At 46.5% G+C, this 25,416-nt stretch carries 25 protein-coding genes; 14 read left to right on the plus strand and 11 right to left on the minus strand.

What is annotated here, in order from left to right:
- Positions 1-40 precede the first annotated feature (40 nt).
- Entirely contained in the window at positions 41-910 is an 870-nt protein-coding gene (locus ACN0VA_RS01725) for a LysR family transcriptional regulator (RefSeq protein WP_417819467.1), read from the plus strand.
- A 22-nt stretch (positions 911-932) separates the two neighbouring features.
- Here ACN0VA_RS01725 and ACN0VA_RS01730 read toward each other — a convergent pair whose 3' ends face one another.
- The gene (locus tag ACN0VA_RS01730; RefSeq protein WP_417819468.1) at positions 933-1,175 is read right to left on the minus strand and encodes a hypothetical protein; all 243 of its coding nucleotides are present in this window, start codon (positions 1,173-1,175) and stop codon (positions 933-935) included.
- Positions 1,176-1,477: 302 nt separating this feature from the next.
- On the opposite strand from ACN0VA_RS01730, the gene ACN0VA_RS01735 reads away from it, so the two are divergent.
- Positions 1,478-2,449 (plus strand): hypothetical protein, encoded by a 972-nt coding sequence (locus ACN0VA_RS01735; protein ID WP_417819469.1) that lies wholly within the window; start codon positions 1,478-1,480, stop codon positions 2,447-2,449.
- A 36-nt stretch (positions 2,450-2,485) separates the two neighbouring features.
- Here the strand turns inward: ACN0VA_RS01735 and ACN0VA_RS01740 are convergent, their stop codons facing one another.
- From ACN0VA_RS01740 to ACN0VA_RS01755, 4 genes are all read right to left on the minus strand, one after another.
- Positions 2,486-3,679, minus strand: coding sequence for a hypothetical protein (locus ACN0VA_RS01740; protein ID WP_417819470.1), 1,194 nt, complete (start codon positions 3,677-3,679; stop codon positions 2,486-2,488).
- Positions 3,680-3,882: 203 nt separating this feature from the next.
- Positions 3,883-6,018, minus strand: a complete 2,136-nt coding sequence (locus ACN0VA_RS01745) for a protoglobin domain-containing protein (RefSeq protein WP_417819471.1) — start codon at positions 6,016-6,018, stop codon at positions 3,883-3,885.
- Between the two features lie 143 nt (positions 6,019-6,161).
- On the minus strand, positions 6,162-6,620 hold the full coding sequence (locus ACN0VA_RS01750; RefSeq protein ID WP_417819472.1) for a hypothetical protein: 459 nt from the start codon (positions 6,618-6,620) through the stop codon (positions 6,162-6,164).
- A gap of 98 nt (positions 6,621-6,718) precedes the next feature.
- Positions 6,719-7,342, minus strand: coding sequence for a bacteriohemerythrin (locus ACN0VA_RS01755; protein ID WP_417819473.1), 624 nt, complete (start codon positions 7,340-7,342; stop codon positions 6,719-6,721).
- Between the two features lie 410 nt (positions 7,343-7,752).
- On the opposite strand from ACN0VA_RS01755, the gene ACN0VA_RS01760 reads away from it, so the two are divergent.
- The 4 genes from ACN0VA_RS01760 to ACN0VA_RS01775 all read left to right on the plus strand — a co-directional run bounded on the left by ACN0VA_RS01760 (position 7,753) and on the right by ACN0VA_RS01775 (position 13,988).
- On the plus strand, positions 7,753-9,771 hold the full coding sequence (locus ACN0VA_RS01760) for a PAS domain-containing protein (protein WP_417819474.1): 2,019 nt from the start codon (positions 7,753-7,755) through the stop codon (positions 9,769-9,771).
- Between the two features lie 182 nt (positions 9,772-9,953).
- Complete coding sequence (gene dnaK / locus ACN0VA_RS01765; RefSeq protein WP_417819475.1) at positions 9,954-11,870, plus strand: molecular chaperone DnaK; 1,917 nt, start codon at positions 9,954-9,956, stop codon at positions 11,868-11,870.
- 95 nt (positions 11,871-11,965) lie between these two features.
- Positions 11,966-13,105, plus strand: coding sequence for a molecular chaperone DnaJ (dnaJ, locus tag ACN0VA_RS01770; RefSeq protein WP_417819476.1), 1,140 nt, complete (start codon positions 11,966-11,968; stop codon positions 13,103-13,105).
- Between the two features lie 127 nt (positions 13,106-13,232).
- Positions 13,233-13,988 (plus strand): substrate-binding periplasmic protein, encoded by a 756-nt coding sequence (locus tag ACN0VA_RS01775; RefSeq protein ID WP_417819477.1) that lies wholly within the window; start codon positions 13,233-13,235, stop codon positions 13,986-13,988.
- Positions 13,989-14,000: 12 nt separating this feature from the next.
- On the opposite strand, the gene ACN0VA_RS01780 is transcribed toward ACN0VA_RS01775, so the two are convergent.
- Genes ACN0VA_RS01780 through ACN0VA_RS01790 form a run of 3 tightly spaced genes read right to left on the minus strand, consistent with a single transcriptional unit; the run spans position 14,001 to position 16,309 of the window.
- Positions 14,001-14,705 (minus strand): methyltransferase domain-containing protein, encoded by a 705-nt coding sequence (locus ACN0VA_RS01780; protein ID WP_417819478.1) that lies wholly within the window; start codon positions 14,703-14,705, stop codon positions 14,001-14,003.
- Positions 14,702-15,322, minus strand: coding sequence for a methyltransferase family protein (locus ACN0VA_RS01785; protein WP_417819479.1), 621 nt, complete (start codon positions 15,320-15,322; stop codon positions 14,702-14,704). The genes ACN0VA_RS01780 and ACN0VA_RS01785 overlap by 4 nt, the downstream gene beginning before the upstream one ends.
- Before the next feature lie 45 nt (positions 15,323-15,367).
- A complete protein-coding gene (locus tag ACN0VA_RS01790; RefSeq protein WP_417819480.1) occupies positions 15,368-16,309 on the minus strand; it encodes a UDP-glucuronic acid decarboxylase family protein in 942 nt (313 codons plus the stop codon).
- Between the two features lie 149 nt (positions 16,310-16,458).
- Here ACN0VA_RS01790 and ACN0VA_RS01795 point away from each other — a divergent pair, with 149 nt between their 5' ends.
- The 8 genes from ACN0VA_RS01795 (at position 16,459) to ACN0VA_RS01830 (ending at position 23,858) form a co-directional block, all read left to right on the plus strand.
- Positions 16,459-17,712, plus strand: a complete 1,254-nt coding sequence (locus ACN0VA_RS01795; RefSeq protein WP_417819481.1) for a hypothetical protein — start codon at positions 16,459-16,461, stop codon at positions 17,710-17,712.
- A gap of 3 nt (positions 17,713-17,715) precedes the next feature.
- Positions 17,716-19,011 carry a hypothetical protein gene (locus tag ACN0VA_RS01800; RefSeq protein WP_417819482.1) on the plus strand — a complete coding sequence of 432 codons (1,296 nt, stop codon included), beginning with the start codon at positions 17,716-17,718 and terminating at the stop codon, positions 19,009-19,011.
- A gap of 11 nt (positions 19,012-19,022) precedes the next feature.
- On the plus strand, positions 19,023-19,484 hold the full coding sequence (locus tag ACN0VA_RS01805) for a DUF523 domain-containing protein (protein WP_417819483.1): 462 nt from the start codon (positions 19,023-19,025) through the stop codon (positions 19,482-19,484).
- A 4-nt stretch (positions 19,485-19,488) separates the two neighbouring features.
- Positions 19,489-20,481 carry an adenosylcobinamide-phosphate synthase CbiB gene (gene cbiB / locus ACN0VA_RS01810; protein WP_417819484.1) on the plus strand — a complete coding sequence of 331 codons (993 nt, stop codon included), beginning with the start codon at positions 19,489-19,491 and terminating at the stop codon, positions 20,479-20,481.
- 79 nt (positions 20,482-20,560) lie between these two features.
- The gene (cobO, locus tag ACN0VA_RS01815) at positions 20,561-21,166 is read left to right on the plus strand and encodes a cob(I)yrinic acid a,c-diamide adenosyltransferase (protein WP_417819485.1); all 606 of its coding nucleotides are present in this window, start codon (positions 20,561-20,563) and stop codon (positions 21,164-21,166) included.
- Between the two features lie 63 nt (positions 21,167-21,229).
- Complete coding sequence (locus ACN0VA_RS01820) at positions 21,230-21,910, plus strand: lipid-binding SYLF domain-containing protein (RefSeq protein WP_417819486.1); 681 nt, start codon at positions 21,230-21,232, stop codon at positions 21,908-21,910.
- A gap of 11 nt (positions 21,911-21,921) precedes the next feature.
- Positions 21,922-23,397: a cobyric acid synthase gene (locus ACN0VA_RS01825; protein WP_417819487.1), complete on the plus strand. Its 1,476-nt coding sequence runs from the start codon at positions 21,922-21,924 to the stop codon at positions 23,395-23,397.
- Positions 23,394-23,858 carry a GNAT family N-acetyltransferase gene (locus tag ACN0VA_RS01830; RefSeq protein ID WP_417819488.1) on the plus strand — a complete coding sequence of 155 codons (465 nt, stop codon included), beginning with the start codon at positions 23,394-23,396 and terminating at the stop codon, positions 23,856-23,858. The genes ACN0VA_RS01825 and ACN0VA_RS01830 overlap by 4 nt, the downstream gene beginning before the upstream one ends.
- Here ACN0VA_RS01830 and ACN0VA_RS01835 read toward each other — a convergent pair.
- The 3 genes from ACN0VA_RS01835 to ACN0VA_RS01845 form a co-directional block, all read right to left on the minus strand.
- Positions 23,855-24,586 (minus strand): DUF2336 domain-containing protein, encoded by a 732-nt coding sequence (locus ACN0VA_RS01835; RefSeq protein WP_417819489.1) that lies wholly within the window; start codon positions 24,584-24,586, stop codon positions 23,855-23,857. The two genes, ACN0VA_RS01830 and ACN0VA_RS01835, sit on opposite strands and share 4 nt — an antisense overlap.
- A gap of 112 nt (positions 24,587-24,698) precedes the next feature.
- Entirely contained in the window at positions 24,699-24,896 is a 198-nt protein-coding gene (locus ACN0VA_RS01840) for a hypothetical protein (protein WP_417819490.1), read from the minus strand.
- 163 nt (positions 24,897-25,059) lie between these two features.
- Positions 25,060-25,248, minus strand: coding sequence for a hypothetical protein (locus ACN0VA_RS01845; protein WP_188662492.1), 189 nt, complete (start codon positions 25,246-25,248; stop codon positions 25,060-25,062).
- Between the last annotated feature and the right edge of the window lie 168 nt (positions 25,249-25,416).

Raw genomic sequence — 25,416 nt, forward strand, 5'->3', positions numbered from 1 at the left:
AACAAATAGTTTTGATAATATATATTTGATTTTTTTAAGTATGAACCACACCTTCGACCTCGCCGCCTTAAGAACCATCGTGACCGCCGCCAGACTCGGCAGTTTTTCACGGGCCGCCGATTATTTGGGACGATCTCAATCGGCAGTCAGTATGCAGTTGAAAAAACTGGAAACACAGTCGGGAACCGCCCTGTTTGTGCGCGATGGAAAAAAGCTTGTACCGACTGAAGCAGGTCAATTGCTCTTGGCTTATGCGGAAAAAATCCTCAAGTTAAATGACGAGGCCGCCACGCTACTGGAAACTCAAGCCACCCGATCCAGTGTTCGTCTGGGGCTACCACAAGATTTTGCAAAGACCCTGTTGCCCGATATTTTATCGCAATTCAGCGCCCTTTACCCCAATGTCGAGGTCGAAGCCCATATCGGGCGCAACTATGCCTTATGTGAAGAAGTCCAACGTGCCGAATTGGATGTTGCATTGGTTTTTACACCCGATATCCAACCTTCGGACACTGTCATTGCCGCTTTGGAAATGGCATGGGTGGGAACCTTAATCGCGCCGCCAACGGATCAAAACAGTCTTGTCCCTCTCGTTGCGTTTAATTTTCCCTGTGAATTCAGAAAATGTGCCTTGTCGGTACTGGAAAAAGAAAAACGCTTATGGCGCTATACCCTTACCACCCCCAGTCTGGATGGTATTTGGGCAGCGTTACAGGCTGGACTTGGTGTCACCCTGCGCACAAAATACCAAACACCTGATTATTTATCGCAGTGCCACGACTTGCCAGAAGTCCCCGTTATGTACGTAAAACAGGTTGCCCATAATTCATTAACACCCGCCGCACAGACATTATCAGATGTGGTGGCGCATGTAGCACAAACTCATTTAAGTGAATGGTCGGTTCTTTAAACAGAACCGGTGAATTCCGAAATTATTGTACTGATTTTATAATTCCACGCTCAACTTTCCAAATATGGCGAGCAAACTTAAGGCCATAAAACCCAACAAGCAAAATTATTCCCGCCTTAATGGTATAGTCAATTGGACCAGCAAAACCAAATTCCTGGGAGAAATACGTCTCCATACCAAAAAGGACAGCAAGAGCTTCGCATATCACCAGACCGGATACGCTGATCGCATTCACAAGGGCTTCAATAACCGAACTACTCATCATTTTGTTTTTTCTTTCGGAAAGTAAGGAAAACTATCACGGTGTAAACACCTGTTAAACCAGAACCAGATGTGTGTTTAGACGCATCCTCGTGTGTAACTAAAAACATATTCGGATCATAACCGGAATATCAAGGATTAGCAGGAAAGCAAAGAGAAAAGAATTGCCAAAAATTCAAAATTTCTGAGATATGCTTCAGGTTTTGATCCTCTCCCTGATTCAAAGCCGTCAGAGAATATTCCCTCTGGCCTTTCCATATGCCAATATAGGATGAATTATTTTTACTTTCACGGGCAGGGCTCATAATGCCAAATATTGCGATAGGCCTCTTTCTTTTCGCTGTATCTATTTTTTCTCTACATGGTTCAGCCGCAGCTGAAACTTCTAAAAACATCGAAAGTGCCATTCGCCATGCATGGGAAACGAACGATTGTAAGCGGGCGGCATCTTTGATGGATGAAATGCGCACAACCTCGTCTCAGGCTGTCTATTCTTTCTATCAGGCTGAAGCCTTTGAATTTGGCCGCTGTAGCGAGAGAAATATTGATAAAGCGATTACGGCTTATAAAAATGCTTACAATATCTCTCAATCATTGGGAGCTATGCATATAGGCGCGTTATACTTAAATGAAAAAAACGATCCGGAAACCGCCCAAAAATGGTTTCGGATGATGGCTGTTCTTTTTGGATCTGAAAAGAGAAGTACTGTTGAGCCTGAAGACCGATATCGTATTTCAGAAGCTGTTAAAGACCTTTTTGTTCAAGCATTATTTGGAAACAGAGAATTTCCTGAAAAGGAATTTGAAGAAGCATTAAAATGGGCTTATCAATTAAAAAATAGTGACGCAAAACAAATCTACGAACAAGCTTTGGTGTTTGAGAAAGGGTTGAATGGATACCCAATAAGTAAAAATGCATTCAATAAATTATTACACCTTGCTGTAAGACAAGATTACCCTCAAGCTGCTTGGCGCTTTGCGCAAAGGTTATTAGATGAAGTAAAAACAGGAAAACGCGCTCTGTCTGCTCCTATGGGTTCACTAACAACTGCTGCACATGGCGGAATTGTAAAAGCACAAGTTCAACTGGCTAGAACATTCAGAGATATAAACAAAAATACACGTGATTTAGAAAGAGCGTATGAGTGGTTTATTTTTGCTCGGAAAAATGGCGCCGATGTTGATACTGAAATTAAACATTTAACCCGTCGAATAGATCCAACCAAAGCTGCAAAAATAAGAAAAAACATTGAACAAAATAATGAAATACCACGATAGAGCAAAAGAACTATCCTTTGCTCTATCGTTCAAAAGTTATTTTCCACATTCACGTCTGTATTTATCTTTTAGATCAAAATATGTGGTTCGGAGTTCGTCGGCTATGTCTAATGCATCTAGCCAATCTTCGCGGAACGTCTCGAGTGCGTCCAGTTCATCGCTATATGTTGAATAAGCATCATATGAGCTGCTTAGATATTCTGCAATATCCAGTATCTTTAAGGCTTTTTTGGCAAGCCTTTCAATAATATCAAAACTGAACAATTGACTTTTTGAACCTCGGTCTCTGTTTGTTGCATCACCATCCGAATGTGGTTTTTTGGGAATTTGAAGTGAAGAAATTCCGATATCTAACAGTGTTTCTACAAAATCATCCCAAGCTTTATCAGCAACTTCAACTTGGTTTTGTAAGGTCTCAAGGTAACGATCAGCGTCATCATTAGCACCCTGCAAATCCTCAAAAGCATTGTCCATATCTTGCTTCAAAGATACACAATCTGTTCCTTCGTCTTCTTTTTCACCTTTCTCATCTTGGACTGGTTTTTCAGAAGGGTCTTTCTGCGAAATATTTTTAGACCTGCTTCGAAGCTCCCCATCAGGATCAAAAGGTTCCACATCCTCAGGCACAATAGCCGCTTGAGGTTGGTTCATTTTTCCTGTCTTGTCATATGAAACCTGTCCAGGGAAAGCTTTCTTAAATTGCGACGCAACATGATCTTTTAAACGAGTATCTTGTTTATCCTGATAGCGTTTGTCTTGCATCATGGAAACAAGACGCTGCTGAACTGTTTCTCCTTTTGGGATGATAGCTGTTTTCGGCTTTTGCTGTTGTGCAACCTTTTCCCAGATTTTCGCAGCCGGCATTTTCCCTTCCGGCAGACCTGTCAGCGAATCAATTTTGGGTACGTTGACTTTAGGCTTTGCAGCTTCCACAAGGTCTGCGTTGGTAACATCTTGCTTAACCATTGCTTCCCCGAGTTTAGCCTCAGTCGGGCCATTTGGTTTCATCACACCATCAACTTTTAAACCATTTTTCTGCTGAAAAGTTTTGAGCCCCTTGATCATCCCCATATCGGGAATTTCAGTAATGCCAAAATCAGGGACGTTATAATCACCTGTTTGCACCAAGGCGGATTTTGTTTTTAAAACATCATCCGGTTGCATATTAGCCAATGGACTAATCGTATTTCCCACACGGAAGAACCGGTTAGATTGATCAAACATTCTCATGTTCGTCTCCCTTCTCACATAAAATGAAAAAGCCGCCTTCCAAATCAATGGAAAGCGGCTTTGCTAAAACAAAAAAAGGAGAAGGGACCTAATTGGTCGCACTTCTCCTGTTGACTTTATCCTATATGGCACAGGCTTATAAAGCTGTCAAGAACATAACAAGAACGATTATTCTGATAGAAGTGGTATCTATTTACAAACAACTAGAATTTATACGCCATGCGCACATTGCCCCAATGGCGGCCACGGATGTAGATCGGGGCATCGACTTCTTTTAACAAGACCACCTGATCCCCGACTTTACGGTCATAAGCCTGTACGAGAACGGGCTGTGTATTGCGCGCTGCGCGCAGGCCCGCCGGGTCGGCAAAAATACGACGGTTGCGGCAATTCGCATCATTCCAGATCGGATCGTCGCTTTGTTCCTTCATATAGACCTTATTGTGGGTCGGCAAATAAGCGGCACGATCCACTGCCGCACAAAAAACAATGTTGGGTGCACGTTGAATGATGTCTTCCTGAATATCCGGCAGGTATTCATCCGTAATGGCCGTGAATTTTGTCAGCATTTGACGGGGGTCGGTATTGGCAATCGGCTGATAATCGATATCGAAGAAATCGTCGAAAGAAATCTGGTTTTTACGAAGGGCTGTTTCAAATGCTTCTTCTGTTCGGTTGGCTGCCTCTTGAACCAATGCCACATATGTTTTGTCATGGTTCTTTGTTTCTTCCAACAGCTGAACAATCCGTGCCTTTTCCCCCTCGGTATGGGCACCAAAGGCGGCATTCACCACATTATCCGCCACTTGGCGAATATCCATGTCAAATGCCCCGAGTTTATCCAAGACAATATGACATGCCCCCGTCTTCAAATGATCCTCTGCACGATCCACACGCAACGAGACCCCACCAAGGCTTAAGTCCGCAGTCGTTCCAACAAATTCAGTCCCATTTTGCTTCAAGGTTACTGTCATGCCCAAGGGCACCCGCTCGCTATGGCGACGGTTCCCGGCATAAGAGGTACGCAGCAACATGGTCATCGCGCCCCGCAACCCCGAAACATCCCGGATGACATTGCGCGAAATATTGGAGACTTTGCGCGCCATCGATTGTGCCGACACATTGCGTTCAGACACATCTTTCATGCTTTCATCCACATGGGATGTACTATCCGACGCACTGCTTGCACTGCTGCTGATTTCTGTTGTCGCAGCCGTTTGTTGTTCCACCGCTTCGGAAATATGACCAACACTTTCGCCCATTTTCTGGATCAATTGGTTGGTGATTTCAATTTCATGGACTGCGCGTTCGGTGGCTTCGCGAATTTGACCGGATTGCATATTAACCTGATCAATGGCCTTTTCGGTTTCCGCCGCCAAATTTTTGACTTCTTGTGCCACGACGGCAAAACCTTTGCCCGCCTCGCCGGCACGTGCCGCCTCAATCGTTGCATTCAAGGCAAGCAAACGAGTTTGTGAGGCAATATTTTGCACAAGGGCAACAACCGAGGCAATTTCCTGCGCACTGCTTTCCAGACTATTGACCGTTTCCTGACTACGCCGCGATTGCTCAATGGCATTTTGAGCGATTTCTTCAGAGGATTGCACCTGCCCGGCAATACTTTGTGACGAGGCATCCAATTCCTCTGTCGCAGCGGCCACCGTTTGAATAGAATTCAAAGTGTGATTCAAAGATTCAGTTGCAAAATCGACCTGTTTTTGCAATTCAATCTGCGCTTCACTTAAATTATCGACATTTTCCTGCATCAAGCTCGTTTGATCGGAAACGCTTTGAATGGTTTGATCCGATTCATCCAGAATTTCATCGGACATTTGTAAAAGCTGTTCACGAATTTTACGCAGTTCGCCGCTTTCAATATAAGTCATCATGGCCAGATCAATATCCAGACAGACCGAGCGTAACATCGCCCCGACGCCATCCATGACCTTGGTGTTTTTAACCCCATTTTTTCTCAGGTAAGTTTGCAGCATCTGTTCGATCAACATGAAGTAACCGCCCAGATACCAGCGCGGTTCCAATCCGATCACATCATGGACGCGTCCGACCGTCAGCGCGCGTTCCACATAAGAATCGGAATAATTTCCGCTGAACATGTTTTCCCAATGCTGGCGCTGCGCATCCGTTAAGGTGCGCACATCGGAATGTTGATCAATGATGGACTGGGTTTCTTGAAACCCGGACAAGTGCGCATAAAAGTTTTCCACAATAGCTGGCACATCGCCATTTATGGTTGCGAAAAAATCCCGCATCGAGTTTTTCGCATTTTCGTCTATTCGTAAAAACTCAAGACGTCTTGTGAGATCACTTTTATCGCTCATGGTCGTTGCCTACCCAATTGTCAGTCCAAGTACAATGTCCCGCTAATCCTACCCCTTAAACGAGGTTTTTATAAATATAAGGGACTTTTTGTAAATTCTGCAACCATGAAGGAAAAATAAAAAATGTAAATTATACTTATGATCTAGCCAATGAGTTGACTAAAGCTTTCTTTCGTATAACCCGGCGGCAAAACCTTAACATGTTCTTTATTCATATACATATCAACTTCAGGGTTTCGGACTTCCGGTTGTAAAACATCACTTAAAAAGGCAAAAACCCCCGGTGCCATTTTCGCAGGGAAGGTCTGCCACGTGATAAAAACCCCACCACGCATGTCATAGCTCATAATTTCGCTGCTTTGTTTGGCATCTGTAATATCCATCGCCAGATCTTCCGCCATCCCGACATAGACCCAGCCCGGTTTCACCCCACCATGCCAAATGACATAGATTGCCGAAACACCGGATACATTTTCTTTTGCCAATTCAACAAAGGGGAGACGACGAAACTTGCCCGCCGCATTTTTAGACCAGGCGACTTCAAGCACACCGCTTTTGGCTTCGCTTTTCTTACCACCGCCGAAAAAGTCAAACAGTCCCATTTTTTGCATTCCTTACATAAGCGATAAACTTATTATAAGCCCCTGCCTTGGGAATGCAATAAGGTCATTGAGATCAGACAGATAAAGGCAATGGACAGTTAACGCCCAAACAGGCTTTTGGCTTTGGCTTCACGTCGTTTAATTTGCGTCTCTGTGATTTTTTCAACAGCCGCTTCGACCAACTGACCTTCTTCGCTTGCATCGCTAATCAAACTGATAAAATGGCGAACGTGTTCTTCCTTATCCGCCGGGCAAGGAATATTAATCATACTTTTCGCTGCATTTTGCTGGCGGCGTTGCATAACGGACGGATCACCTTCCTTTTGACCCAATAAATACGGGGCATAGGCTCGGTCAACCTTTGCAATATGGTTCAACAACCAACCTTCCAGAAAAGTAACGATTTTCTCCGCATCCACATCTTGCGGACAGCGGGCATGAAAATTATGCAAGGAAATCACACTGTCGCGAAATTCATCATGTTCTTTTTTATGGGCGTCAAAATCGGGATAACCCGCGCGCAACATAAAACGTTCTTCACGATCAAAATGCTCTTCAACATAAAGACCCAACGATTTAATGGTTGCTTCAATAACGCCTGCGTTGCGATTTCCGGCGATTTGTTCCCCTAATTGACGAATCGTACGAAACAACATCTGGTGATCTTCATCAATCACACCAATTCCCAGCTCAAATTCATCAGACCATTCTTTATACTTCATTTGCTATGCCTTATTCGCGAACGGACGATAGATACAACAAAATCTTATAGTTATAGCGTTTTGTTGCATAATTCACTTTAGCACAATTAACTTAAAAGAAAACCCTGCCACATATTTTGGGCCGATTTCTTTCGCATAATATACGAAGCGATAAACAACACGTTCTTATAGTTAATCTGCTTAACATCCGCCTGTTCACAACATTATTTCGATATCGATTTAAATGTCACAACCTCATACTTCCTCGGTTTTTTCTCAGAGACCACGGGCATATCTACAATTTGCAATCTTCACTCTAGATCAATACGTTAATTTTTTTGCGCCAGTTTTTGCGTGAAGCTTGCATTTCTTAGGTAAGCAGTGGATGATTTGCCAAAAGTGAATTTTCTCCATGATGAATGAAAACAAGCGTGTCTGATAAGCATAAAACGGGATTAACGACTGGATCTGTCACCGCAATTCTTGAAAATGCAGGTGCGGCAATTTTCATGTGTGATCAAAAAGGTCATGTCAATTTCGCGAATCCCGCTTTTTGCCAGATGGTTGGACTGACAAACGACACGCTTCTGGGCCAAAACGTCTGCGCCATCTATCCCGGTGCCGATTTCACCGATATTCAAAACACCATCGCCCGTTCAAAGGTCTGGCAGAATGAACTTGAATATCGTACGCAAAACGGAACGTCTTTATGGTTTCATACGAATATCACCCGGAATGGCGATCATTTTATCTGGATCCAAATGGACGTTACCGCACAAAAAGAAGAGTCCTTTCGCCAGATCAATAACGAGAAAAAACTGCAAAGTATTCTGGATCATATCCCCGCTTACGTATTTTCTAAAAACCGCAAAGGGGAATATACCTACGTTAACCATATGCTTGCAGCCCTGCATGCCTTAAAAAGCGATGAAGTCCTCGGTAAAACGGATTATGATCTCTTTCCTGTCCAGGCCGCAGAATCTTTTGAAAAAAATGACCGCAGTGTTTTTGAACAACACAAAACCGTACGTGCGTTGGAAGACGGCGGCATGGACGAATATGGGATCGAACGCTGTTATTTATCTGTCAAATGCCCTATGGAAAATGAACAGGGCGAAGTTCATGAGCTTCTCGGAATGTCCATTGACATTTCGGAACAACAACGACTGGAAAAAGCCTTGTGGGCCAGTCAGGAAAAGCTCAACAGTATTCTGGATAACATGAAAGCGCGTGTTTACATCAAAGACACGGATCTACGCTACACCTACGCCAACGAGGAACTCTGTCAAACCCTGAAGATGGATCGTACCAGCATAACCGGTAAAAACGATTTCGATCTTTTTGAACCGGAAACCGCTGTTGGTTTTCGCACGACGGATCAAGAGGCGCTTAAATCCCGCCAGAAAATTTCTCGAATGGAAACATCCGTCGATACGCAAACCCGCACAAAAAGTTATTACTGGTCTGTCAAAGTCCCATTACTGAGCGCTGACGGAGACGTCCATTCGATTTTAGGTATCTCAACCGATGTCACCGAGCAAAAGCGACTGGAACAGAAACTTCAAGCCAACGAACGTCAATTGACAACCATCCTTGATAACATGAAAGCCCATGTTTACATCAAGGATACAAGCTATACCTATACCTATGTAAATGCCGATATGTGCGAGTATCTGGGCAAAACATTTGATGAAATTGTCGGGAAAACAGATGCCGAGATCTTTGGCGAAAGTGTCGCCGAACGCTTCCATAAAAGTGACACTCAGGTCTTCAATTACCGGGAAAACTCTACCAGTATTGAAAAATCACGCCATTATCGCACCGGCAAAAGTTGTTATTTCCTCTCCATCAAAGCCCCTCTGATCAATGATGTCGGCAATGCCCATGCCTTGATTGGCATCTCCACTGACGTTACGGAACAGCAACGAATGGAACGTGAACTCCGTAAAATGGCGTCAACCGATGTTTTGACCGGGGCCAACAATCGCCGCCATTTCCTTGAACTCTGTGAAAAGGAAATGGACCGTGCCAAACGATATGGTCATAACCTATCCTTGATTATGTTGGATGTGGATCACTTTAAACATATTAACGATACCTATGGTCATGCCACAGGTGATGAGGCCATTCGGTCCATGACCGAAATTTGCCGCGGCAGCTTGCGCAATTCCGACGTTTTAGGCCGAATCGGCGGTGAAGAGTTTGCCATTTTGCTGCCAGAAACCGATTTGATCGGTGCCTGGCAAATCGCCCAACGGATCCGACAAAATACCGAGGATTTCGCCTTTGATACCGGACAAGGCAAAATCGAAGGGTTTACAGCCAGTTTCGGCCTGACCGGCCTGTTGGAAAAAGACGAAGACCCGGACGATTTACTCAAACGCGCTGATGTTGCCCTCTATGACGCAAAAACACAGGGCCGCAACCGTGTTTGCGAGAAAATCGATTAATTCGGTTGAAAAACAGAAAAATCTGAACTCTTGGTGTAATTGTTTATGCCGAAGCGCTTGCATGAACGCGACAATCGTCTTATATAACGCCCAGTTTTTGACCCTCAGGGAGTTCTAAATGTCTGTGCCTTGTTTGAGAAGGGCGGACGACAGGGAACTCGCCGCAACAAAGAGAGAGTAAAATGAGTAAAGTCATCGGTATTGACCTCGGTACAACCAACTCCTGTATTGCCATCATGGATGGTGGTGACGCACGCGTTATCGAAAATTCCGAGGGAACACGCACAACCCCTTCTATGGTTGCTTTCACAGATTCAGGTGAACGCCTGTCCGGCCAGCCTGCCAAGCGACAAGCCGTTACCAACCCGGAAAACACACTGTTTGCCATCAAACGCCTGATCGGTCGCCGTTTCGACGACCCGCTGACCAAAAAAGATCAAGGCCTGGTTCCCTACAAAATCGTCAAAGCAGACAATGGCGATGCGTGGGTAGAAGCCAACAACGAAAAATACAGCCCGTCACAGATTTCTGCCTTCATCCTACAAAAGATGAAAGAAACAGCGGAAAGCTTTGCCGGTGAGACCATCACACAAGCCGTTATCACAGTTCCGGCCTACTTCAACGATTCCCAGCGTCAGGCAACCAAAGACGCCGGTAAAATCGCTGGCCTTGATGTTCTGCGTATCATCAACGAGCCGACAGCCGCAGCGCTAGCTTACGGTATGGACAAAAAAGAAACCGGCACCATCGTTGTTTACGATTTGGGCGGTGGTACATTTGACGTTTCCATCCTTGAAATCGGCGACGGTGTTTTCGAAGTAAAATCCACCAACGGTGATACATTCCTCGGCGGTGAAGACTTCGACATGGCGATTATTGATTACCTCGCCGACGAATTCAAAAAAGAACAAGGCATTGACCTGCGTTCTGACCGTATGGCCCTGCAACGCCTGAAAGAAGCGGGTGAAAAAGCCAAGATCGAACTGTCTTCCTCTATGGAAACAGAAGTCAACCTGCCGTTCATCACCGCTGACCAGTCTGGCCCGAAACACCTGAACATCAAGCTGAGCCGTGCAAAACTGGAAAGCCTCGTTTCCGGCCTGATCGAACGCACCGTTAAGCCTTGTCAGGCAGCCTTGAAGGATGCCGGTCTGAAAGCCTCTGAAATCGACGACGTTATTTTGGTGGGCGGTATGACCCGTATGCCGAAAGTTGTTGAAAAAGTTAAAGAAATTTTCGGTGTAGAACCGAGCAAAGGTGTAAACCCGGACGAAGTGGTCGCCATGGGTGCTGCCATTCAGGGTGGCGTGTTGAAAGGCGACGTGAAAGACGTTCTGCTTCTTGACGTGACGCCGTTGTCTTTGGGCATTGAAACATTGGGTGGTGTCTTCACCCGTTTGATCGATCGCAACACTACAATTCCGACACGTAAATCTCAGGTCTTCTCAACAGCCGAAGACAATCAGTCTGCTGTAACCATCCGCGTCTTCCAGGGCGAACGTGAAATGGCGGCTGACAACAAACTGCTGGGGCAATTTGATCTGGTTGGTGTTCCGCCGGCACCGCGTGGTGTTCCACAAATCGAAGTTACCTTCGATATCGATGCCAACGGTTTGGTGAATGTGTCTGCCAAAGACAAAGCCACGGGCAAAGAACAACAAATCTCGATCAAAGCATCCGGTGGTTTGGACGATAGCGAAATCGACCAAATGGTTAAAGATGCAGAAGCGCACGCCGAAGAAGACAAAAAGCGCAAAGAGGCTGTAGAAGCCCGTAATCAAGCGGAAAGCCTGATCCACACAACCGAGAAAAACCTCACCGAACATGGGGATGCCTTGGGTGCAGATGAAAAAGGCGAAATTGAAAAAGCGATCAACGAGCTGAAGTCCGCGTTGGAAGGTGACGATCTCGACCCGGAAGATATCAAGGCGAAAACAGATGCTTTGATGAACGCTTCTATGAAATTGGGTGAAGCCATGTACAAAGCCCAGCAAGAATCCGCTGGTGCTGAGGCTCCGCAACAAGAAGACGCACCGGCTGATGACGGTGTTGTCGACGCCGATTTCGAAGAAGTCGACCCGGACAAAAAAGACAAGTAACCTGTAAAAGTGTGCCCCTTGCGAAAGCAGGGGGCCTTGTTTCAAATAGTCCCCGCCACAAACGGGGACATATTTGTCTTTAAAGAGGACAAAAAATGGCAAAACAAGATTACTACGAAACGCTTGGCGTCAGCCGCGATGTAGACGATAAAGCCCTGAAAAGCGCGTTCCGTAAGCTTGCCATGCAATATCACCCTGACCGCAACCCGGATAATGCGGATGCCGAATCCAAATTCAAAGAAATTAACGAGGCTTACGAAGTCTTAAAAGATGCCGAAAAACGGGCAGCTTATGACCGTTATGGTCATGCGGCGTTTGAACAAGGCGGTCCGGGCGGCGGACATGGCGGTTTCGGCGGTGGCGGGTTCTCCGGTTTTGGCGACATTTTTGAAGAAATGTTCGGCGATATGATGGGCGGCGGACGCGGCCAGTCATCCGGGCGCGGTTCTGATCTGCGCTACAACATGGAAATCAGTCTGGAAGATGCCTTCAACGGTAAAAAAGCCCAGATTGAAGTCCCGACATCCGTTCATTGCGGATCCTGCGACGGTTCAGGTTCCAAAGGCGGTAAACCACCGAGCATGTGCCCCAGCTGTCACGGCCGTGGTAAAGTACGCGCACAACAAGGCTTTTTCACCATTGAGCGCACCTGCCCGACCTGTCATGGCGCAGGTTCTGTCATTTCCGATCCTTGCGATAACTGCGGGGGAACTGGACGTGAACGCAAATCCAAGACCCTGTCCGTCAGCGTACCGGCTGGTGTGGAAGATGGAACTCGTATTCGTCTGTCCGGCGAGGGTGAAGCCGGATTGCGCGGCGCACCCAGTGGTGATCTATATATTTTCCTAAGCATCGCACCGCATCGGATCTTCCAGCGCGAAGGGGCCAATATTTTCTGCCGCGTACCGATCCCGATGACAAAAGCCGCCCTTGGTGGTGAAATTGAAGTCCCGACCGTTGACGGGGGACGTGCCCGTATCAAAGTGCCTGAAGGCACCCAAAGCGGTAATCAATTCCGTCTACGCGGCAAAGGTATGAGCGTCATGCGTACCGAGTCACGCGGGGATATGTTCGTTGAAGTTGCCGTGGAAACACCGGTGAAACTGACAAAAGAACAAAAAGAAATCCTGAAACAATTTGAAGCCGCCGGCGGTGGCAATGTAGAAAACCACAGCCCGGAAAGCCAAGGTTTCTTCAGTAAAGTCAAAGATTTCTTTGAAGATTTAACAGACTAAGTCCTTCACTGTTTGAAGTTAAGAAAACCCGCCAATATAAACGGCGGGTTTTTCATTTGTATATAAAGATAAAAATCCCCATATGCCATAGGGTTAAATAGATCATACTTGGTAAATGAGGATCCTGTTGCGTCATCGTCTTTTTTTAATCATTTTTGGATGTTTACTCTCTCTGACTGTCATCAAAACAGCCTGGAGCGAGGACTTACTCTTCTTCACCGAACATTACCCTCCTTATAATTTTATTGGATCAGAGGATGAAGTAAGCGGAATTTCGACGGAAATTGTTCAAGAAATTATGAAACGAACCGGTTTTGCCTACCGTATAAAACTAACCCCTTGGAAAAGAGCCTATGAATTAACTTTATCTCAAAAAAACACCTGTCTTTTCACAACAGGTCGCACGAAAGAGCGTGATAACCTCTTTAAATGGGTTACGCCACTTACGGAAAATCCTATCGTGTTATTTGCTCAACCAACCAGCACAATTAAAATTACGCAACTCAGTGATCTATCTGAATATCGAATTGGTGGATATCTGGGTGATGCTGCTGTTGACTATTTGGTCACACGTAATATTCCGGTTGAAACCGTACGAGATGATAAATTGAATGTGCGCAAGCTTCAGGGGGGACGTATTGATTTATGGGTGACAGGCGAAATGGCAGGTCACGCCCTTGCCAATAAAACAGGTGATGAAATAAAAAAAATATTTAAACTCACCGCCATTGCCGGAGGAATTGCCTGTAATTTACATCTAAGTGATTTAATCACAACACGTTTACAACAAGAGCTCCACGCGCTTTATCAAGAAGGGTTTATTGAAAGGGTATATCATAAATACGACCCGAACTTATCCGTTCCTATCTATAAAGCAGAATAAGAATAAGCCCGTTTATTCTTTCCATGCAATCCAGCCCCCAAACAGGAACGCACCATAAAAGGGTTCAACGGTCTTAAAACCAGCGGCATGAAGCAGTTCCATAATCCGGTCTTCCCCAATAAACTGGATATCACGCACAACATGTTCGAACCCACGGTCCACAATATGTTCCGGCATACCTTGATGCAGTTGCCAATCGCGCCACACATCCAGAAAACGCTTAAAGCGCACGCCTTCGACCTCTGCATGCAAATCTGCCAAAATTAACGGGGCACCGGGATTAAGCCGCGCCGCGATGGAGCGCAATAAGGCCTCTTTCGAACCATCGTCCGGCACAAAATGCATAACCAAAATCAGTGTTGCCGCATCAAAGCGAACCTCACTGTTCATGTCCTCCACATAGCCATTGATGATTTCACAACGATCAGAAAGCTGTTGAATTTCCAAATTCGCTTGCGCAACCGCCGCCATTGCCTGTGCCGGTTCAACCCCGGTGATGGACCAATTGGGAAACTCCTGCCCCAACGTCATCAATTCAACCCCGGTTCCACAGCCTACAGACAACAAACTGGAATTCGTTCCCAATACGTAACGTTTTAAAAGAACCTTGATCATTTCATGTAAAACATCATAACCCGGCACAACTTGGCGAATAACCCGGTCGTAGGCCTCTGCCTTTTGATCATCAAAATGCTGTGTGGTATCAAAATCAGTCATGGTTTAAGTTCTTTCAAAATCACTTTCCCTTTTACAGGAATGAACGCAGGCACACGGGATTTATAAGTCGCATAATGATCGCCGTACAGTCTTATTAAATGGCGTTCTTCAAATCGCGCGCCGACCCATAAATATAACGTGCCAAAAATAGCTGTCATCAGATCAAATGGGCCCGTCACCCGGCCCCATAAAATCAGCAAGCCTGCGCTGTAAAGAGGATGGCGCACCCAACAGTGAAACCCTTTGAAATGCAAGGGTTCGTCATCGTGAGCCAAAATCCCCTTAAAATGATCACGGATTTGAGTCAAGCCACTGAAAGTGCCTAGATCATATTCACGTAGCGCCAGAATCATCAACAACCAGCCGATCAAATAAACAGCCCCCTGCCCCACAACCAGCCAATCTGCACGCGCAAAAGCCACTTCATGTTCGTAAAGCCATAAACCAACAACATAAACAGCTGCGATTTGCAAAGTTGCAAATATATTATAGGCCAAACGATAAAAGGCCCCAAACAGAGGTTTCAGCCGGGATTTCACAAATTCACGGGCCAGTAAAGAATGGACAAGCCCAAAAATCAACCAAGCCGCCCCATATATGAGATGATGCTCAAACATCCACCCAGTTTGGGTCAGAGATACCCGTCTGTCAACAACCGGGGATCAGAGCATTTTTTCAAAGTACGCGATGGTTTTTTTCAATCCATCTTCCAAGGCAATGCTCGGATTCCAGCCCAGATGATTTTGCGCCTTATCAATAATGGGTTTACGCTGCATCGGATCATCCACAGGTAGGTCTTCAAACGTCAAGGTCGACTTTGACCCAATCATTTCAATGACTTTTTCCGCCAGTTCCCGGATTGTAAATTCGCCGGGATTGCCCAAATTGATCGGTCCGGTAATCTCATCCGGTGCCGCCATCAAACGTACAAATCCATCAATTAAATCATCACAATAACAGAAAGAACGCGTCTGTGCCCCATCCCCATAAATGGTGATCGGCTCATTGCGCAACGCCTGCATGATAAAGTTGGACACCACGCGCCCGTCATTGGGGTGCATGCGCGGACCATAGGTATTGAAAATACGGGCGACCCGAATGTTGACCCCGTGCTGACGGTGATAATCGAAAAATAACGTTTCCGCACACCGCTTGCCTTCGTCATAACAAGCACGCGGTCCAATGGGATTAACATTGCCGCGATATTCTTCCGGCTGAGGATGAATTTCAGGATCACCGTACACTTCGCTGGTGGAAGCCTGAAAAACCTTGGCCCCCACACGTTTGGCCAACCCCAGAACATTAATTGCCCCATGCACACTGGTTTTGGTCGTCTGCACCGGGTCATGCTGATAATGGATCGGGGACGCCGGACATGCCAAGTTGTAAATTTCATCCACTTCTACATAAAGCGGAAACGTAACGTCATGGCGCATCAATTCAAAATAAGGATTGTCCAGCAAATGACGGATATTATCTTTGCTGCCGGTAAAAAAGTTATCGGCGCAAATAACGTCGTGGCCTTCTTTCAATAAACGTTCACACAGATGCGAACCCAGAAAGCCTGCCCCACCGGTAACCAAAATCCGTTTACGTATATGCACGAGCTGAATCTCCCCTTTAAAGACTGCCGAACCATGTAACATATCCAGCCTCAAAAAACATAGAGCATTTTAATTTTTTATGAAGTGTTTTATCTCTATGATACATTTAAGGATAAATTGGGTTTCTACGCTGGGACAGACGAAAGAAAATGGCAGAAAATTTAAGCGATGCACAGTTGATGCGGGCCATCCGGGCAGAAACCAACAGCCCGGAAAATAAACTGCTGGAAAATATGCAGATCTTGGAAAAAAAACCCACAGGCCTGTGCGCAGTTCATCTTCATTTGTCTCAATTACAGCGTACCAATCGAAAACCCGATTATATTCGCATTGCTGAGCGTTGTTTTGATCCTATAACGATCACCCATATGTCAGACCTGTTCGTTCTGGCCAACTTTGACATTGTCCTGAGCTGTCAAAGCAGCCGCGTGGAAGAGATCGACCGGGCCTTATCCTCTATTCGCAATATGTTTCGCGCCGACCCCTTAATCGAACGGCGCGATATCAGCGGAGAAGAGGCTTTTTGTACATGGTACGACCTTGAAGAAGATTTTGAATATTTCAAGGAAGCCGTTGTTTCCAGCATTTTATCGGCCAAACGTCAATCACTGGATAAAAACGTCGCTTCTATGGATGACGAAAAACTGACACCGAAAAATCTGGATAAACTGGCCCATACCTTTCGAAAACTGGATGCCCGTCCTTTGATGCGCCATCAAAGCGCCGTTCAGGTGGGAACAAACGGACAAGGTCAGCTTCTGTTTCGTGAATATTATGTGTCCATCGCCGATTTGCGCAAAATTGTTGCCCCGGATGTGGACCTGCTGGCAGATCGATGGTTGTTTCAATATCTCACAACGATTTTGGATCAACGTGTCCTGCATATGCTGCGCAGTCAAACGATGGATGATTTACCGAAAAATATCAGCCTGAACCTGAATATCCAAACCATCCATACCAAAGACTTTCAACTATTCGACCATTTTGTCGGCGAAAATGCTCATCGTTTTATTATCGAATTTCAACCCGTTGATGTTTTCAGCGATATCTTTGCTTATGAACAAGTGCGCGATATGCTGCAAACCCGTGGCTATAAGGTCTTGATTGACAGTCTGCAGCCCTTGGTCTTGGATTACTTCGATCCTTCCAAACTGAAAGCCGATTTTTATAAAATTGCCTGGGGTGACCGGCTCGGTGCCTCCGCAACGCAGGAAGGGCGCGGGGAAATGCGCGAATTGATCCAGAGCATCGGAGCTGCCAACGTTATTATTTCGTTGGTTGATAGTGAAGATGCTGTCAAATTCGGTTTGCAATTGGGCGTCCAGCGCTTTCAGGGCTTCTTCGTTGATCGGCTGGTGGAAGCCATGACCCAAAAAACGGCTGCAGCCATGAGGGGGGCGTAAACCATGCAAACCCAAAATCAGGAAAACCTGTTCTACGATTATATCCGTCGCCTTGAACACCACCGTCAAGGCCGTGAAATGGTGCATTTCCACCTGTCCAAGCTGCGCCCCTTCAACCGACGCGAACATCATATTCGCGTTGCCGCCGATGCCTTTGAAGGGATGGTGAAGGATTTGCTTGGACAAATCTTCGTCTTTAAAAATGCCGATATTATCTTTGTCTTTAAAACCGAAGCAATGGGACAAGTTGAACAAGCCATTGAAAAAGTCAAATTCCTGTTCGGCGATGACCCCTTATTGGAAGAAAGCGGACCGGACGGCAAGGATTTTAACAGCTGGTACGATGTTGAAGCCGACTATGAAGACATTGTCGCAATGGCCCGTGATCTGGTGGAAAAGGATAAAAACGCCCGCGCTGCAATGGGCGGTAGTGTCGATATCAAAACCGCCCTGCTGGCCAAACAAGAAGCCGGCGAACGCATGACACCACGTATCCTGGATCGCGTGATCGAGGCCTTGAAAGCTGCCGATCTAACCAATATGGTGCGTCGTCAATATGTCTGTAGTGTCGAAGGGCCGCAACTGGTCCCCACGGCACGTTTTAGCGAATTATTCATTTCAATCAGTGACTTGCGTGAAACTCTTCTGCCTGGTGTCAATCTGACATCTTCACCTTGGTTGTTCCAGCATTTGACCGAAACATTGGACCGGCGCGTTCTTTCCCTGCTCAGTAAGACCGAAGATCGCGATATCACCGGTGATATCAGCATCAATTTGAACGTTGCAACCCTGCTGTCCACCGAATTTATGCGCTTTGATGAAAATGTCATTGCCGCCATGCGGGGCAATATCGTTTTGGAACTGCAACATCTTGATATTTTCAGCGACTTGAACGCCTACCTTTTTGCGCGCGAGTATGTCAAAGAACGAGGCTATCATATCTGCATTGATGGGGTGAATTACAAAACATTACCCTTTATTGACCGCGAACGTCTGGGCGCAGATATGATCAAACTGATCTGGTCACCCGACATTATCCACGGTGGGCATGATTTGTCAGATAAGGTCATTCGACAGATCATGTTAACAGGAGCCAAGCAGATTATCCTCAGCCGTTGTGATAGTGAAGAAGCCGTCGAATTCGGGCGCAACAATGGAATCGAATTATTTCAAGGACGCCATGTTGAAGCCTTGATCGCAGAAGAAGCCCGTCGTAAAAACATGCGCACCCTGAAAAAACGGGCGGCTGCACACGACAAAATGAATTTGAAAAAACGCTCTCTGAGCAAACGGACCTAGATAAGGCAACTATGGAAAAGATACTGATCAGCGCCTGCCTATTTGGCGAAAAAGTCCGTTATGATGGGGGCGATACCCTGATTGATGATCCCATCATAGCACAATGGAAAAAAGAAGATCGTTTTATTGTTCTTTGTCCAGAAGTTGCCGGTGGTTTACCTGTCCCGCGTAAACCCTGCGAACGAGACCTGGAAACAGGGCAAGTTATCAGTCAGGATGGTGAAGATTTTACCGAGGCCTTTCATCAAGGCGCATCAATTGCGCTTAATTTGGCAAAAAAACACAATATTCGATATGCTTTGCTCAAAGAACGCAGCCCGTCATGTGGCGTTAACCTGATCTATGACGGAACCTTCACATCCAATAAGATCAAAGGATTGGGCGTTGTTGCCAAGCTATTGAAAGAAAACGGTATAAATATATATAGCGAATTCGATCTTGATCAACTCAAGTCCGATCTCCACGAAAAATAACATTATGTTCGCGATTTCCTCCCTTGTCCCCTTCGACAGTTACAATCCGCTATGGTTGTTGCTTTGTGCCTTGGCTTTGGATGCTTACGTCGGGGATATGAACCGATTATTTCAGGTCATCAAACATCCCGTGGTCTGGATCGGGGAATTGATCGCCTTTCTCGATCAAAAATTAAACCGGGAAAACCGTTCCGAAGTCAACCGCACCATCCGCGGGGCTGTGGTTGTTGTCTTCATGGTTTCCCTTTGTTTCGTCATTGGCCTTGGCGTCACATGGTTTGGGCAAAACTATCCTTTTGGCTGGATCCTTGAATTGTTCCTGACCATTGCCCTTATCGCGCAACGCAGCCTGTTTACCTATGTACGACGGGTCGCCATTGCATTAAATGAACACGGGATTTCAGGGGGGCGCGAAGCTGTCAGCCATATTGTCGGGCGCGACCCTGATCAACTGGATCAACACGGCGTTGCACGCGCTGCGATTGAATCGTTGGCTGAAAATTTCGGCGACGGCGTTGTCGCCCCCGTGTTCTGGTACGTTCTTTTCGGATTTCCCGGTCTGTTGGTTTACAAGGCTGTAAATACAATGGATTCCATGATCGGTCATAAAACAGACCGCCACAAATCCTTTGGCTTTTGCGCCGCACGGTTGGACGATGTCCTCAACCTTATTCCTGCGCGCCTTGCCGGCTTCTGGATTTTCTTTGGCTCCTTCTTTTTACCGACCTCCAGCCCATTCAAGGGCTTGAAAACCATGTTTCGCGATGCGCGTAAACATCGTTCCCCCAACGCGGGTTGGCCAGAAGGTGCAATGGCCGGAGCGTTGGATATTTCCTTGGCTGGACCGCGCAAATATCGCGAAGGTCAAGCCAATGATCCGTGGATCGGCGATGGTCGGGCCCGTGTCCTATCCAAAGATATCAAACGCGCCTTACAGGTTTATGTCGCGGCTTGCCTTGTCAACGCCAGCGCGATTGCTTTGCTTTGCTTGCTCTAAACCTACCTTTACGATTGCGAAATCTTTGCAGACTCCTATATTGAAGGAAACCGTTTCTTAAAAAAGGGAAGGACACCCCATGTCAGACCAAGATCTGGAAAAACACGCCAGTAAAATGGCAAAAAAGAAAGCTGCCCGTGACCGTATGATGGAAAAAAAGATCGATGAAAAAGGTCTTGTCATCGTCCATACCGGCAAAGGTAAAGGTAAATCCTCTTCTGCATTCGGCATGGCATTACGTTGTGTTGGACACGGGTTTAAAGTCGGCGTGATCCAGTTTATCAAAGGGGCGTGGGATACGGCGGAACGCCGCGTCTTTGAAGGATTCCCTGATCAAGTCACCTTCAGAGCAATGGGTGAAGGTTTCACATGGGAAACACAGGATAAAGAACGCGATATTGCCGCTGCCCAAAAAGCATGGGCCGCCGCCAAGGAAATGATTATGTCGGGCGATTACCGCATGGTTATTCTGGATGAAATCAACGTGGCCATCCGATATGAATATGTCAGCGAAGACGACGTTCTGGATTGCTTGGCAAACCGCCCCGATATGGTGCATGTCGTGCTGACAGGTCGCCATGCCTCCGATACATTGTTGGATGCAGCTGAACTGGCAACCGAGATGACGTTACTTAAACATCCGTTTCGAAGTGGTATCAAAGCGCAGCCCGGTGTGGAATTTTAGGACTTTCTTCAGACTTAATGCGCATAATCGGCAACAACGCTCTTATTTCAAAGGATAGATGCCATGAAACGCTTTCTGGCGATTGCATTTGCGGTCTTCACCCTTCTTCCCTTCCACAAGGCACAAGCCGTGGATCAGGACGCCATTCAGATTTTGTTGGAATCCGAAGCAACGGCGCGCCATGTTCTCGGCTCTAAACAATATCCCGATCTGAACAACGCGTTTGATAAAGCAGTCGGGGTCATCATTGTGCCGCGCCTGCTCAAAGGTGGCTTTATTGTTGGCGGTGAATACGGCAATGCGGTTTTACTGTCTAAAAAACCCAATGGCAACTGGAGCTACCCGGCTTTTTATACTATCGGTGGCGGCAGTGTCGGTTTCCAGATCGGCCTAAAAGACAGCCAAATGATCCTCGTCATTCGCACACACGCCGGGATGGAAGCCATTTTGGCCGACCAGTTTAAAGTCGGTGCCGAAGCCGGGATCGTTGTCGGGACTTTTGGCGGCAGTGTCGAAGGGGCCTCAACAACAGCTGTTGGTGCAGATATTCTGGCCTTTTCCCTTGATCGCGGCCTTTTTGGCGGTGGTGCACTAGAAGGATCCATTTTCGCCAAACGTGCCGACTTGAACCAGTCCTTTTATGCACAAGCCATTGAACCACGCGATATTGTCATTGAAGGAAAAGTCAGTAATCCGGCAGCGGATAATTTACGATCCACTTTGGCGGCGCTTGCCAGTAAATAAAGAGAATATTCATGCAGAAGCCTGTCAAAGCCCTTATGTTTCAAGGGACCGGATCAGATGTGGGAAAATCCCTATTGGTTGCCGGACTGTGTCGGGCTTTTGTCAAACGGGGTATGAAAGTCGCCCCGTTTAAACCTCAAAATATGTCCAACAACGCCGCCGTCACCCCTGATGGCGGTGAAATTGGTCGCGCCCAAGCCTTGCAAGCGCGTGCCTGTGGGCTGAACCTCAGCGTCCATATGAACCCGGTTTTATTAAAACCACAAAGCGACGTCGGGTCTCAGGTCGTTGTACAGGGCAACGTTATCGGCAATGCAACAGCGCGTGACTATACTGCCTTGAAACCAAGCTTGATGCCAAAAGTCTTGGAAAGTTTTCACAAACTGGCAGAAGATTGTGATCTTATTTTGGTCGAAGGCGCCGGCAGTGCCGCCGAAGTCAATTTGCGCAAAAGCGATATTGCCAATATGGGATTTGCCGAAGCCGCCGACATCCCGGTCATTCTCATCGGGGATATTGATCGCGGCGGTGTCATTGCCTCCATCGTTGGAACACAAACCCTGTTGCAAGGCAGCGAACGCGCCCGCATCAAAGGCTATTTGATCAACAAGTTTCGCGGGGATGTCAGCCTGTTTACCTCTGCCCTTAATATCATTAAAGACAAGGCTGATCTTGATAGTTTCGGTATCGTTCCTTTCTTTGGCAAGGCCCGCCTTCTCCCCGATGAAGACGCCATGAGCCTTGATAACCGCAAAAAAGAAACAGACCAAAAATCGATTAAAATTTCTGTACCACGCTTTGCCCGCATTGCTAATTTTGATGATCTCGACCCCTTGCGGGCCGAAGCCGATGTTCAGGTTGAAATTGTTGAAGCCGGAAATGCCCTGCCCGGTGATAGTGACATTATCTTACTACCCGGATCCAAGGCCACCTTGGCCGATCTTGCTTTTGTGCGCGAACAAGGCTGGGATATTGATATCAAAGCTCATGTGCGTCGGGGCGGGCGGGTGGTCGGCTTATGCGGAGGCTATCAAATGTTGGGGAACACAGTGCGTGACCCTGACGGTATCGAAGGCCATATCAAGGAATTACCCGGTCTTGGCCTGCTGGATATGGAAACGACCTTGTGCGGTCCCAAGACTTTGCGTGAAGTCACAGGTCATTGCAAAACCAACGGTCTTGCTGTTCACGGTTATGAAATGCATATGGGAGTTTCAAACGGCCCGGCCCGGCAAAACTCATGGCTGGACTTAAACGGACAAGACGAAGGCGCCATTAGCGATAACGCATTGATCATGGGCAGTTATCTGCATGGCCTGTTCAATGCAGACGAATTCCGCCATGCTTTTCTGGGGGACATTCGCAAGGGACGACAGGCCGGTTTGCGCTATGATCAACAGATTGATGATATTCTCGATGAATTGGCTGCCCATTTGGAAACCTACTGCGATCTGGACGGATTGCTGGCATTGGCCCAAAAAACATGATCCATATCCGCTTGTTTGAAACAGAGGATTGCGATGCCATGATCACCCTGTTCCAACGCAGTGTCCATGAAGTCGCCTGCCAACATTATAACCCGGACCAACTTGCCGCCTGGGCACCTAAAGAAATTGACCGGGAAAGCTGGTTAAAACGCTGTTTATCGCGCCCGACCTGGTTGGCATGGGACGGTGACATACTTGCCGGGTTCATCGATTTGGAAGCAGACGGGCATCTGGATCTTCTGTATGTTTCCCCGGATTATCAGGGACAAGGCGTTGCAAAAGCCTTGTATCACGAGGTTGAAAAGCAGGCGCGGTGCAATAAAAACAAATCCATCTTTGTCGAAGCCAGTCTCAGTGCCCGTCCTTTTTTTGAAAAACAAGGGTTTCACGTTCAAACCCGCCAAACGGTTGAACGCAACGGGGAAACTTTCATCAATTTTAAAATGGAAAAGTCCCTTTAAATCGGGCCTTGTTTACTGTTCCACCATGTTGGTTTGCGATTGACGCCCTCTAATAAATCGCGCCCGCGTTCAACATTCATAACATGACCCGGTATTTTAAAATATTTCTGTATAAAATTAGAAACATGGGCTTCACTGAGGTTTTGCAGGGTTGCCAAAACATCGTCTGACAGTTCCCCCCGATCAAAAATCGCCTGCTCCACTGTTTCGTCATCCCCATAAACACGAATAATCGTAATCATGGTATGGTCGTTGATCTTCGCTCCCTTATTTTCCAAAAGGCGCAAAACAGGCTCCTTACGACCCATTGAGACAATCCGGCGACAGACTTGGGCCGAGACATTATGGCGCTCGGCAATTGCCAGCATTTTATCCACAACGCCGGTTTTTAAAACATCTTCCAGAAAACGATCTTCCAGAACCGGAGATAATTTTAAAACCGGTAAGCTGATCGCAGAAATATCGCGTGCAAGCTTATGAGCCAGTTCAACCGGCAAATGCGGCGATGTTCCAACCGCCACAGCAATGGAAAGTCGTACGGATTCGACTTCATCATCAATCAGGTTGGCAATAATTTCCTCAGCCAGATAGCGTTCGCGTTCATTTAAACCGTTATGATCAAAGATATGCGCCATGTCATTGGCAAGCCCACACCGTTGCGCAGAATCCATATGTTCCTGCGCATTTAAAACGTAATGCTGCAAATTATGCCGGACGGTCTCAAACATAAGGACCATCTTATACCTCAAAAAACAATGTATGACGAGAGGCTTATATTATAACGTAATAAAGCACTATAACATGTGACCAATCGCACAAGTACTCAGGTTTTATTAACCTTTAAAAGCGGTTATACCCTTTACTCAGCATAAAATGGATCGCCTGCGCCACATTATCCCAATGGCTTTGTTTGGCTTTTTCTATCGCCTGATCAAAGCCAAATGCATTGACCAACAGTTTTGCCAACTCGTTGGTACGGGTTTCATGGCCGGGGTGGGTATAGCGGTTCTTGCGCGCGATTGTGAGTGTTCTATTCATAATCATTCCCTCATCTGCAAAATGAAAACGGAACCTGCTTGTTATTTTTTATTGATATAGGAACGTTTCGATTCTGTTTCAATACCCACGAATATAACGAGTCGCAAAAAAAGCCCCATCTTGTAAATGGAGCTTTTTCATTTTAATTTTCGCCTGAGCGGTCTTAGGCAACGCCGCGATAGTCGTCTTGCATAAAGCGGAGTTCCTCTGCCACATTAAACAGTTGGAATTCCATCGCCGTGCAAATCGCATCGTTATATCCTAGGCTAAGTACCAGACGCTCGGCATAAGCGCGGACTTGGGTATCATTTTGATATTCTTGTGTCGTAGTTTCAATATGTCCGGTAATCATAGCGACCTCACTCAGGGCTTTGTTCGTTTAGATTGTGGGAGCGGTCAAAAAAAGCAGGGCGTTTCGGGTTAGGGAGCAGGAATAAAAAGTTGGGGGATTTAATCCTGATGTCGAAACGCCCTGATAAGTATGTCCGTTTCACAATTCCATATAAACACACAGATATTG

This window comes from Terasakiella sp., from assembly GCF_048267425.1.
In the GTDB taxonomy this organism is placed as follows: domain Bacteria; phylum Pseudomonadota; class Alphaproteobacteria; order Rhodospirillales; family Terasakiellaceae; genus Terasakiella.